13 protein-coding genes are annotated in these 11,216 nt (G+C 71.1%); 7 read left to right on the top strand and 6 right to left on the bottom strand.

What is annotated here, in order from left to right; all coding sequences use genetic code 11:
• The first annotated feature begins 7 nt into the window (after positions 1–7).
• Together SSPS47_RS13085 and SSPS47_RS13080 are read left to right on the top strand one after the other, a co-directional pair.
• On the top strand, positions 8–673 hold the full coding sequence (locus SSPS47_RS13085) for a lipopolysaccharide biosynthesis protein (protein WP_164251225.1): 666 nt from the start codon (positions 8–10) through the stop codon (positions 671–673).
• Positions 673–1,902, top strand: coding sequence for a GNAT family N-acetyltransferase (locus SSPS47_RS13080; protein ID WP_164251224.1), 1,230 nt, complete (start codon positions 673–675; stop codon positions 1,900–1,902). Before SSPS47_RS13085 ends, SSPS47_RS13080 begins: the two co-directional genes overlap by 1 nt.
• A 34-nt stretch (positions 1,903–1,936) precedes the next feature.
• On the opposite strand, the gene SSPS47_RS13075 is transcribed toward SSPS47_RS13080, so the two are convergent.
• A complete protein-coding gene (locus tag SSPS47_RS13075) occupies positions 1,937–3,109 on the bottom strand; it encodes a glycosyl hydrolase (protein ID WP_164251222.1) in 1,173 nt (390 codons plus the stop codon).
• 147 nt (positions 3,110–3,256) lie between these two features.
• On the opposite strand from SSPS47_RS13075, the gene SSPS47_RS13070 reads away from it, so the two are divergent.
• Positions 3,257–4,576, top strand: a complete 1,320-nt coding sequence (locus tag SSPS47_RS13070) for an ATP-grasp domain-containing protein (protein WP_164251220.1) — start codon at positions 3,257–3,259, stop codon at positions 4,574–4,576.
• Positions 4,561–5,859 (top strand): FAD-dependent oxidoreductase, encoded by a 1,299-nt coding sequence (locus SSPS47_RS13065; RefSeq protein WP_164251218.1) that lies wholly within the window; start codon positions 4,561–4,563, stop codon positions 5,857–5,859. Before SSPS47_RS13070 ends, SSPS47_RS13065 begins: the two co-directional genes overlap by 16 nt.
• Before the next feature lie 51 nt (positions 5,860–5,910).
• On the opposite strand, the gene SSPS47_RS13060 is transcribed toward SSPS47_RS13065, so the two are convergent.
• The 3 genes from SSPS47_RS13060 to SSPS47_RS13050 form a co-directional block, all read right to left on the bottom strand.
• Entirely contained in the window at positions 5,911–6,828 is a 918-nt protein-coding gene (locus tag SSPS47_RS13060) for a chaplin family protein (protein WP_164251216.1), read from the bottom strand.
• A gap of 161 nt (positions 6,829–6,989) precedes the next feature.
• Positions 6,990–7,223 carry a chaplin gene (locus SSPS47_RS13055; protein ID WP_164251214.1) on the bottom strand — a complete coding sequence of 78 codons (234 nt, stop codon included), beginning with the start codon at positions 7,221–7,223 and terminating at the stop codon, positions 6,990–6,992.
• A 275-nt stretch (positions 7,224–7,498) separates the two neighbouring features.
• A complete protein-coding gene (locus tag SSPS47_RS13050) occupies positions 7,499–7,912 on the bottom strand; it encodes a rodlin (RefSeq protein WP_164251212.1) in 414 nt (137 codons plus the stop codon).
• Positions 7,913–8,131: 219 nt separating this feature from the next.
• Between SSPS47_RS13050 and SSPS47_RS13045 the strand changes: the two genes are divergently transcribed.
• Positions 8,132–8,542 (top strand): rodlin, encoded by a 411-nt coding sequence (locus SSPS47_RS13045; RefSeq protein ID WP_164251210.1) that lies wholly within the window; start codon positions 8,132–8,134, stop codon positions 8,540–8,542.
• Positions 8,543–8,732: 190 nt separating this feature from the next.
• Positions 8,733–9,140: a rodlin gene (locus SSPS47_RS13040; RefSeq protein ID WP_164251208.1), complete on the top strand. Its 408-nt coding sequence runs from the start codon at positions 8,733–8,735 to the stop codon at positions 9,138–9,140.
• Between the two features lie 71 nt (positions 9,141–9,211).
• Here SSPS47_RS13040 and SSPS47_RS13035 read toward each other — a convergent pair whose 3' ends face one another.
• Positions 9,212–9,691, bottom strand: coding sequence for a GNAT family N-acetyltransferase (locus SSPS47_RS13035; protein ID WP_164254550.1), 480 nt, complete (start codon positions 9,689–9,691; stop codon positions 9,212–9,214).
• Between the two features lie 40 nt (positions 9,692–9,731).
• On the opposite strand from SSPS47_RS13035, the gene SSPS47_RS13030 reads away from it, so the two are divergent.
• Complete coding sequence (locus SSPS47_RS13030) at positions 9,732–10,532, top strand: exodeoxyribonuclease III (RefSeq protein ID WP_164251206.1); 801 nt, start codon at positions 9,732–9,734, stop codon at positions 10,530–10,532.
• A gap of 6 nt (positions 10,533–10,538) precedes the next feature.
• Here SSPS47_RS13030 and SSPS47_RS13025 read toward each other — a convergent pair whose 3' ends face one another.
• A complete protein-coding gene (locus SSPS47_RS13025; protein ID WP_239064879.1) occupies positions 10,539–11,201 on the bottom strand; it encodes a MerR family transcriptional regulator in 663 nt (220 codons plus the stop codon).
• Positions 11,202–11,216 lie beyond the last annotated feature (15 nt).

The raw sequence follows: 11,216 nt of genomic DNA, 5'->3' as shown, positions 1-11,216 counted from the left end.
GTTAGCGATGACCGACAACGAGAACGGCCGACGGCGCGCGGGCAGTTGGCCCGGCCGCGTCCTGGCGAGGATCAGGGCACTGCCCGTCTGGTGGATCGTGCCGGTCGGCGTCCTGATCGGGGCGCTCGCGGGCGGCGGGTACGGGATGCTGCGCACCCCGCAGTACTCCGCCACCAGCTACGTGCTCGTCGTACCGACCGACAAGACCGACCCCGCCTCGGCGCTGGGCTTCGCGCAGGCGTACGGGCGGGTCGCCTCGCAGGTCGCCGCCGTCGGCGACGCCCAGGTGTGGGCCGGGGTCTCCTCCAAGGTCCTGAAGGAGAACGTCACCACTGTCACCTCGCCCGACGCCCCGATGATCTCGGTGACGGCCACGTCCAGCGGCGCCCAGGCGGCCGTCAGCATGGCCGACGGCGTCGCGCGCTCGCTGGTGCTCAACGGCACCCAGATGCAGGGCAGTACGAACGTACGGGTGGTCCAGTTCTCCCGCGCGGTCAAGCCCACCAGCCCCGCCTCCCCGTCCGTGCCGCTGGCCGCGCTCGTCGGCGCCGCCGCGGGCGGACTGCTCGGCGGACTCGGGGTGCTGGTCCGCCCCAAGCGCCGGCGCGAAGAGGCGCACGCGACGGTCCCCGGCCCATCGACGGCATCCGTGCCGCAGACGGAGAGTGTGTGATGGCGACCGAACAGACCACCCGGAACGAAGGACCCGTCCGGCGGATCTTCGTGCGCGCGCGCACGGCCCCGGCCACACCCGTCCGCAGAGGCACCCTCACACCACTGACCTCGGAGATCTGCCGGGATCCCGACCGGTTCGGCGCGCTCGCGGCCGAATGGACCGCGCTGCACCGCCGCTCCGGCCCGGCCACCCCGTTCCAGAGCCACGCCTGGCTGCACTCCTGGTGGCTGTCGTACGGTACCCCCGGCCGGCTCCGCGTCGTCCTCGTACGCCGCGGCGGCACCCTCGTCGCCGCGGCCCCGCTGATGCTGACGCACCGGCCGGTCCCCGTCCTGGTCCAGCTCGGCGGCGGAATCTCCGACTTCTCCGACGTCCTGCTCGACGACGACTGCGTCGACAGCGCGGCCCCGGCGCTCGCCAAGGCCCTGGCCGTCGCCGCGCGCGGCGCCGTCATCGACCTGCGGGAGGTACGGCCCGAAGCCGCCGCCGAACGCGTCTACGAGTGCTGGGACGGCCCGCGCGACCGGCTGCCGGACTCGTCCTGTCTGGAACTGCCCGCCGTCCCCATGGACGAACTGCTCGGCCGTCTCTCGTCGTCGCGCGCCCAGCGCGCCAGGGCCAAACTCCGCAAGATCGACTCGCTCGGCATCGAGGCGCGCGTGGTGCCCGCGGACGAGATCCCGACCGCCGTCGAACGCCTCCTGCATCTGCACCGGCTCCAGTGGCAGGGACGCGGCGTCACCACCGAACACCTCAGCGCCCGCTTCTCGGCGCATCTGACCCGCTCCGTGCGGTCCATGGTCGAGCACGGCGACGCGATGGTCACCGAATTCCTGCTCGCGGGCGAAGTGGTCGCCGCCGACCTCACCCTGATGTCCCCGCGGCTCGGAGGCGGCTATCTGTACGGCGCCGACCCGATGCTGCGCGACCGGAAGGTCGACGTCGCCACGATGCTGCTGCGCGAGAGCGCCCGGCGGATCAGCGCAGACGGACGCCCGACGCTGAGCATGCTGCGCGGCAACGAGCCGTACAAGCACCACTGGCGTCCGGAGACGGTCGGCAACCGGCGACTGCTGATGGCGCGCGGCCTGCTGGCCCCCTCGCTGCGGCTGGTCGCCACCCAGGCCGCCGCGCGCGACCGGGCGGCCGTCCTGGTCAACGAGCGGCTGCCGGCGATGAAGGCGGGCCTGGCGAAGCGGACCCGCCGCGGCGAGGGCAAGGGCTGATTCCGGGGGGATCCCTGCCGCCGCGACGGGGCGGTCAGGACAGCCAGCGCTCCCAGCTGCCGACCCGGAGACAGACCTTCTCGCCGAGCAGGGCCTCGATCCACGAACTGGGCGTCAGCTGGTTGCAGTTCAGGGGTGTTCCCGGCTTCGCCGGAGTGCTGGGCACGGGCACTGTGGGAGTGCCCGTGCCGGGCTCCGGCCTCAGCCCGTACAGCGTGGCACGGAACACCTTCGACGCCTGCGGATTCGTACCGCACTGCCACACGCCGTGCGGGCAGTAGTCCGTGAGCGTCTGATAAAGCGGCCGGTGCTGTTCGAACCACTTGAGCATGCCCCGCATATACGTGGGATTGTCGCCGTTGCGGAAGAGGCCCCACTCCGGATAGGAGATAACCTTTCCATGTTCAGCGGCGAACTCCACGTGCTTACGGAGTCCGAAAGGCTCATTCACCTGCTCGTCGAACGTCCCTCCCGGCGGCTGGTCGTAGGAGTCCATTCCCATGATGTCCACGACGTCGTCGCCCGGATAGCACTCGGTCCAGGCGATGGTGTCCCTTCCGCGGTTCGGAGCGAAATCGAAACGGAATTCTTGGCCGGGCACCGCGCGCATGGCGCCGACGATCCGCTTCCAGTACGCCTTCCACGCCGTCGGGTCGGGGCCGCAGCGGTGCGTGTACGTCGTGCCGTTCATCTCCCAGCCGAGTACGAGGACGGTGTCCGGCACGCCGAGCGAGACGAGGCGCTCGGCCAGCACCTTGAAGTGCCGGTCGTAGTCGCCCCGTGCGCCCCGGCGAAGCTCTCTGCGTACGAGCAGGTCGGGGACCCGGCCCTCGGTGCGTTCGAGCATGGGGACGTTGAGCACGAACATGCGGTCGGCGTCGGCCTTCTTCCAGTCGGCCCAGTCGCGCAGGAAGCTCGGGCTGCCCTCGATGTTGGACCACACGTCGCCGGGGAGGTAGGTGTGCCCGACCCGCAGTTCCGTACCGCCGAGCCACTTCTGCATCTCGGTCATGCGGCGGATGCCCTCGGGGCCGTAATTGAGGTATGCGCCGACCGCCGTTGATTTGACTTCCGGTGGTGCGGGAGCGCCGGAAGTATCGGGACCGGCGGCGTCGGTCGCCATCGGCAGCACGGAACCTGAAACAAGGAGGCCGGCCGTGATGACACCCAGACAGGTGCTGATCAGCCGTCGGCGCCGATAGGACATGTGTGCTCCTCGTGAGGGGACGCGTTCCTTGGTCGCACTCATCCAAAAGTATTTCTAATAAGACGATCGGGAATCCGGTCGGCCGCTCCCGTAGACCGTTCGTGAATTCCATCCCTCGCATGGGTCATCGAAACGAAGGACACCGCAGTGGTGAGCTTTGACAGCGCCGTCCCCGCCGTCCTCGTGCGGCTCGACCGGAATCCGTTCCACCACGGGACCCTCGGCGCCGTCAGATCCCTCGGCCGGGCCGGGATCACGGTGCACGCGGTGATCGAGTCGCTCCGGAGCCCGGTCGCCGGATCCCGGTATCTGCACAGCGCGCATCCGCGACCTGACCGGGCCTCAGATGATTGGGCCGGCCCTCGGACGAACCGGACCGAGGACGAGCGACTGCACGAACTGCTGCTGCGGATCTCGGATCGGCTCGGCGCCCCCGCCGTCCTCGTCCCGCTCGACGATCTGAGCGCGATCTCGGCCGCCCGGCTGCGCCCCCGGCTGGCCGGCCGCTATCTCCTGCCCGAACAGCCGCCGGGGCTGCCGGAGCGGGTCGCGGACAAGGCGGAGCTGGCCGCCATCTGCGGCGCGCTCGGCCTGCCGCATCCCCGCACGGTCGTCCCCGACGACGCCGGGGATGCCGCGCGGTCGGCGTCGGCGCTCGGGCCGCCGGTGGTCGCCAAGTGGAGCCGGCCCTGGCTGCTGCCCGAGGGATCCGGGCTGCGCAGCACCGTCGTGGTCCGCTCGCCCCGGGAGGCCCGAAAACTGTTCGCACGCGGTGCGGAGTCGGGGAGCCGGCTGCTGCTCCAGCGGCGGCTGCCGCCGGGCCGTGACCTCGACTGGTTCTTCCACGGCTACCGCGGTCGTGACGGCACCCTTCTGATGGGCGCGACGGGACGCAAGGAACGGTCGTGGCCGGTCGGGGCGGGGCTGACGGCGGTCGGCCGATGGCTGCCCAACCCCGCCGTGGAGCGGCTCGGGCGCGAGGTGACCGCCGCGCTCGGCTACCGGGGCATCGTCGATCTGGACTTCCGGCTCGACCCCGACACCGGCGCGTACCACCTGCTCGATTTCAACCCGCGGCCCGGAGCCCAGTTCCGTCTCTTCACCGACGCGTCGGGGACGGACGTCGTGCGGGCGCTGCATCTGGACCTCACCGGGCGCCCCGTCCCACCGCAGGTCCCCGCCTACGGACGGACTTTCGTGGTCGAGAACTACGCGCTGCTGTCCCTGCTCTCCCCGCTCGCCACGGCCGGACGCCGGGGCCGGTCGAGGGGGCGTGAGGCGGACCGTGGGGTCCGGGCGGGGGGCACGGAGACGGCGTGGTTCGCGCGAGACGACCCGCGCCCCGCGTACGCCATGACCGCGGCCTGGCTCCGGCGCGCGGCGCGTGGCCGCGGCAGCCGCCCCAGCAGTCCCCCCGAGAAGTCAGAGAACCGAGAGAGCGGTGAACTCCTATGCAGGAATTGGTAGTTGTGGGTGCGGGCCCGTACGGGCTGTCCATCGCCTCGCACGCGGCGGCGGCCGGTCTCCAGCCACGCGTGTTCGGCAGGCCGATGGCGGCCTGGCGGGACGGGATGCCTCCGGGCATGCTCCTGAAGTCGGAGCCGTGGGCGTCGAACCTGTCCGACCCGAAGCGCGCCTTCGGGCTGGCCGCCTACGCGACCACCAAGGGGGTCCAGGTCCGGCACGGTGTCCCGCTTCCGGTCGGCTTCTTCGCCTCGTACGGCCTCTGGTTCGCCGCCAACGCCGCGCCCCCGGTGGAGGAACGGACCGTCACCGCCGTACGGCCCCGGGCCGGCGGCGGGTTCGAGGTCACCGTCGACGACGGCGATGCCGCGGGCGACGGCGAGACCTTCCTCGCCCGTACGGTGGTGCTCGCCGTCGGCGTCCGGCCCTTCGCCGATGTCCCCGGCCCGCTCCGCGCCCTGCCGCCCGAGCGGGTGTCGCACAGCGTCGACCACGCGGACCTGACGCGCTTCAGGGGCATGGACGTGACGGTCGTCGGTGCGGGCCAGGCCGCGCTGGAGACCGCGACACTCCTCGCGGAACAGGGGACCTCCGTACGTGTGGTCGCCCGGTCCCACGACCTGAACTGGAACACCCTCCCGCCGCCCCTGCGTCGTCCCTTCGGCGAGGCCGCCCGCGCCCCGCACACGGGGCTTGGCTGCGGCTGGCGGAACTGGCTCTACGCGCGGACCCCCGGCCTCTTCCACCGGCTGCCCACCTCGACGCGGGCCCGCGTCTTCACCTCGGCGCTCGGCCCGGCCGGCGCCTGGTGGCTGCGCGAGCGGTTCGAACCCGCGGTCGAGGTCCGGCTCGGCGAGAGCGTCGCCGCCGCCGCCCCGGCCGGGGGCCGCGTACGGCTCGACCTGGTCTCCACCCGCGGATCCGTGGACTCGGTCACGACCGACCATGTCATCGCCGCCACCGGCTTCACCCCGCGCCTGGACCGGCTCGGACTGCTCGACGAGCGGCTGCGCCGCAGGCTGCGCACCGTGGGCGCGAGCGCCGCCCCCGACACGGACACCGTCTTCGAGACCTCGCACCCGGGTCTGTTCGTGACAGGACTGCTGAGCGCGCCGTCGTTCGGGCCGTCCATGCGCTTCGTGTTCGGCACGACGTACACGGCGGGCCGGGTGGTACGCGGGGTGCGGCGCCGACTGGGAACGGGGCCCCGGGATACGCGGCCGGGAGAACTCCGGGAGATTCTCCCGGCCGGAGCGGCGCCGGCGAACTGGCTGGAGAGGTTCTGACGGACGGGCTCGGAGCCCGTCCGTCGGCCGGGACGGACCCGACCGGCAGAACTAGACGCGCGCCCCGGGGCGGTTGCGGCGGTAGAGGATGCCGCCCCCGATCAGCAGCCCGGCACTGATCGCCGCGCCGGCGAGCAGGTTCGTGTCCGCGCCGGTCTGGGCCAACTGGTCGAAGGCGCCCGCCTCCTGGACGGCCCGCGGCTGCTCCGGGAGCCCGTGGGGGCCGGGCGCGTTCGGGGGCTCGACGTTGCGGTCCCCGGGCGGCTTCGACGGGTCGCGCGGGTCGGTCGGGTCGTGCGGGGCCGGCGGGAGCACCGGGGCCTCCGGGGTGCTCTCGACGCCGTTGGCGCAGGAGTTGCCGAAGGCCGGGTTCAGTACGCCGACCAGGTCCACGCTGTTGCCGCAGATGTTCAGCGGAACGGCGAGCGGGGCCTGGACGAGGTTCCCGGACAGCAGACCCGGGGAGTTGAGCGCCGCTCCGGAGGCCGACGACCCACTGTGGCCGGCGTGGGCGGCGGGGCTCGCGTGGTGGGCCTGCTCCTTGGGCGAACCGCCGCCGTGCCCGTGGGGGTTGGCGCCGTGCGTCGAGCCGGCCTGGCTGTCGTGGCCGCCGCGGGCCGGTCCCGAGTGCGGGCCCTGGGCCGGCGCGGCGTGGGCCGCGGGCTCGGTGCGTGTGCCGTGCTGCTTGGCGGGAGCCTGGTGACCGGGCTTGGGCGCCGCGTGCGCACCGGAGGAGTTGCCGCAGCCGTTGCCGAAGGCGGGGTTGCCCGCACCGACGGGATTCACCGTGTTTCCGCACACGTTGACCGGGATCTCGACGGGCGCCTGGACGCTGTTGCCCGACAGCAGCCCCGGGGACCCGGCGGCGGTGGCGCCGCTGTCGGTGGCCTGGGCGTACCCACCGCTCATGGTCAGCACGCTCGACGCCGCCGCGGCGGTGAGCAGTCCCTTGCCGATGAGTTCTCGCATCTGTTCTCCTGATATCGCCGGTGTCTCGCCGGTGCGTTGGTGTATCTGTGTATCGGTGTGGACCGAGGCCAATCCCGAAGCGCGTTCTGGCAGTGCGCCCTGGGACCGGCCGGTGCCCCTCAGGGCGTTTCAGCGCCCTTCAGAGGACGGACGTCGGAACGTCAGGCGTTGACGCAGGTGTTGCCGAAGGCGGGGTTCAGCAGACCGATCACGTTGATGCTGTTGCCGCACAGGTTGACGGGAACGTGCACGGGGACCTGGACGACATTGCCGGACAGGACGCCCGGGGAGCCCACGGCGGCACCTTCGGCGCCCGCGTCGGCCATCGCCGGCGCCGCGGCACCGACCGACAGGAGAACGCCCGCGACGATCGTGGCTGCCCTTTTGCCATTCATGGTTGAGCCCTTTCCGCAACGGGGTCGCGCGCGTGACTCCGATGCCACGCGAACACAGCCCGATCGGCCCGCACCGCCGCTGCTGGAACTCCAACGAGTACGCGCTTATGAGGAAACTGCCCTGATTTATGGCCTTTGTTGGTTCACCCGATCGCCACGCGAAATGACGTTTCTGCGAGGGCGGGTGAAGCCTGTACGACACGGAGGCCGGCCCGGGCGAATTCGCCCCGGCCGGCCTCCGTCGACCCGGAATGGCACCGGAACGGCTCTGGCTGTCAGCCGTTGTTGACGCCGTTCGCCGAGAGGACCGGAATGTCCTCCAGGATGTGCGAGAGGGGCTCGTCGCCCTTCGCCTGCGTCGAGTTCTCGGCGCACTGCTGGTTCTGCGGGGAGGACAGGACGTTGATGTCCTGGACCGCGACCGGCACCAGAACGCCGACGAGGGAGCCGACGTTGGCCTTGGCCGGCAGGCCGACGCAGAGCTTGTTGAGCGTGCCCTGCACGAGGCTGAGCTGCGGGCTCATGTCGCCCTTGGTCGCGGAGTTGCCGAAGGCCTGCTTGGCGCCGTTGCCGCTGAGTGACGTGGTGCCGGTGTCGTTGCCGACAGCGAGGGCGGGCGCCGCCGCCGCGGCGGAGACGCCGACCACGGAGGCGCTGACCGCCGCGGCCGCCAGAATCTTCTTGATCACGGTTGGTTCCTTCTTCTCAAGAAATGCAGGTGATGCGGCCTGCCCAACCGAATGCCCCGGGTTTGGTTCCGCTGCTTCACTCGTTCGGATTGTGGGCGGCATGCGGACTGATTGAGTGCTTAATGGGCCGTTGGAGTGAATCGCGATAACCAAACCTTCAGAAAGTAGTTGCTCATGGCGCCCCGGAACTTTGGGGCATTCTTCAGAAGGGGACTCATCGTGATCAAGAAGGTTATGGCCTCCGCGGCCATCGCTGCTTCCGTTGTCGGCATGTCGGCCATGGCCGCGCCGTCCGCTTCCGCCGTCGGCAACGACACCGGCACCACGTCGCTCAGCGGCAACGGTGCCACGCAGTCGTACGGCAACTCCGCGACGTACGGGAACATGAGCCCGCAGATGGCGCTCATCCAGGGCTCGCTGAACAAGCCTTGCATCGGCCTCCCTGCCAAGGTCAACGCCGGTTCCCTGCTGGGCGTCGTGCCGATCGCGGTCCAGGACGTCAACGTCCTGTCCTCTCCGCAGAACCAGCAGTGTGTCGAGAACTCGACGCAGGCGAAGGGCGACGAGCCGCTGTCGCACCTGCTGAACGACATCCCGATCCTGTCCGCCAACGGTGCGGGCAACGGCTGATCTCGCCACTGAGCCACCACTGCCGGGTCATCGCCGAATTCAGCGGTGACCCGGTGGTGTTCATGCCGCGCGACCCGCCGATATGCCTTATGGGCCGTTCGGGGGCATGGGAGCAACCAAACGTCGCGCGGCGAGTTGAACGAAACGGCACTCCACCGGTGGGGTGCCGAAATTCTGGAAAGGCAACAAAATGAAGAAGCTGTGGGCAACGGCCGCGGTAGCCGCCACGATGGTCGGCGGTCTCGCCGCCACCGCGTCGCCGGCGCTGGCACTCGGCAACGACACGGGTACGACGTCGCTCAGTGGTAACGGAGCCGAGCAGGAGTTCGGCAACTCGGAGACCCACGGGGACATGAGCCCGCAGCTCAGCCTTGTGCAGGGCACGCTCAACAAGCCCTGCATCGGTCTGCCCGTCAAGGCCAACGTCGGTTCGCTCGTGGGCGCCATCCCGATCGCGGTCCAGGACGTCAATGTCCTGTCCTCCCCGCAGAACCAGCAGTGTGTCGAGAACTCGACGCAGGCGAAGGGCGACGAGCCCCTCTCGCACATCCTGGAGGACATTCCGGTCCTCTCGGCGAACGGCGTCAACAACGGCTGACCATCCGCCTCGGAGCCCGGTCCGGCAGCACGGCTGCCGGACCGGGCTCCGTCGTGTGCCGGGACCGGCACTCAGCCCAGCGGCTTCGCCAGGCAGATGCTGAGCGGGTCGTGCCGGTAGTGGCCGAACTTCGAGCAGTCCGTGTAGCCGCTGGACCGGTAGAGGGCGATCGCCTCCGGCTGCTTGGTGCCCGTCTCCAGCACCATGCGGGTACGGCCCGCCGCGCGGGCGTCCTCCTCCAGCCGCGCGAGGATACGGCGGGCCAGCCCGAGGCCGCGCGCCTCCACCGTCACGTACATCCGCTTGATCTCGGCGTCGCCGTCCGAGTAGCCCTCGTCATTGGCCTCCTGCGACCGCCAGCCGCCGGTGGCGACCGGGCGGTCGTCGGCGTCGTAGGCGAGGAGGTAGAGCCCCTGGGGCGGGTCGAACATCCGGGGGTGGAGCACGGTGGCGTCACCCTCGCTCTCGTAACGCGCCGCGTATTCGAGTTGGACCTCGGCGTCGAGCTTCACGGCGTCGGGGTGGTCGGCGGGGACCTGACGTATCTGGATGGCCACGGCATCGATCGTAGAGCCTGGGTAGGGTGCCGGAATGCTCACTGTGACATCCGTGAATGTGAACGGGCTCCGGGCCGCCGCGAAGAAGGGCTTCGTCGAGTGGCTGGCCGGGACCGGTGCCGATGTGGTCTGCCTCCAGGAGGTGCGCGCCGAGGAGGATCAGCTCACCGAGGCGGTGCGGAAGCCCGAGGGGTGGCACACGGTGTTCGCGCCGGCGGCCGACAAGGGCCGGGCGGGCGTCGCGCTCTACTCGCGGCGGGAGCCGGAGCGGGTGCGGATCGGCTTCGGGAGCGCGGAGTTCGACACCAGCGGGCGGTACGTCGAGATCGATCTGCCCGGTGTGACGGTGGCGAGCCTGTATCTGCCGTCGGGTGACGTGGGCACGGAGCGCCAGGACCAGAAGGTCCGGTTCATGGACGAGTTCCTCCAGTACCTCGTCGGCCTCAAGGAGCGCGCGGCGGCCGACGGGCGGGAGGTGCTGGTCTGCGGCGACTGGAACATCGCGCACCAGGAGGCCGACCTCAAGAACTGGAAGGGCAACCGCAAGGAGTCGGGCTTCCTGCCCGAGGAGCGCGCGTGGCTGACGCGGGTCTTCGACGAGGCGGCGTACGTGGACGTGGTCCGCGCCCTGCACCCGGACGAGACCGGGCCGTACACCTGGTGGTCCTACCGGGGGCGTGCCTTCGACAACGACACGGGCTGGCGCATCGACTACCACGTGGCGACGGCGGGGCTGGCCGGGCGCGCGGTGAAGGCGTGGGTGGAGCGGGCGGCGACCCACGCGGAGCGCTGGAGCGACCACGCGCCGGTCAGCGTCGCCTACGAGCAGGGGTAACGGGCGTCAGCCCTTCCGCAGGTGGCGGTCCAGGGCCATCGAGAGTTCCGCGTCCACCACGCTCTTGGCGAGGGGGCGCAGTGTCCGCGGGTCCGTCGCGCCCGCGTGGGTCTGGAGCGTGGTCGCGAAGAGTTCGGCCAGCGCGTCCGCGTGGGTCCGGACCTGGCGGGCCGCGTCGAAGACCGCCGCCAGGGGGACGCCCTCGCGGACCAGGGCGGCGGAGACGTCCAGCAGACGGCGGCTGATGTGGACGAGGTCGTCGCCGTCGGTGGCGAGATAGCCGAGTTCGAGCGCGGTGGCCAGGTTCTCCGCCGTGACCTCGCCCTCGAAGTGGTCGGCCAGGGCCTCGGGGGTGAGGCGGACCGGTGTCTCCTCGGTCGGTTCGCCGAGGCCGAGGACCTCGCCCACGTCGCGTCCGCTCTCGAAGGCGGTGGCGAGGTCGGCGATGCCGTTGAGGGTGTGGCCGCGTTCCAGCAGGGCGGCGATCGTACGCAGTCTGGCCAGGTGGTGGGCGTCGTACCAGGCGATGCGGCCCTCCCTGCGGGGCGGCGGGATGAGGCCGCGTTCGCGGTAGAAGCGCACCGTGCGCACCGTGATGCCGGCCGCGTCGGCCAGCTCCTTCATGCGGTACTCGCGGGGCTCCTCGCGGGCTTCCTCCTGGTCGGACATGGCGTCCAGCCTATG

The sequence above is a fragment of the Streptomyces sp. S4.7 genome, from assembly GCF_010384365.1.
Classification (GTDB): Bacteria; Actinomycetota; Actinomycetes; order Streptomycetales; family Streptomycetaceae; genus Streptomyces.
The sequence above is the reverse complement of the archived record's forward strand: the minus strand, read 5'-3'. Positions and strand labels throughout refer to the sequence as shown.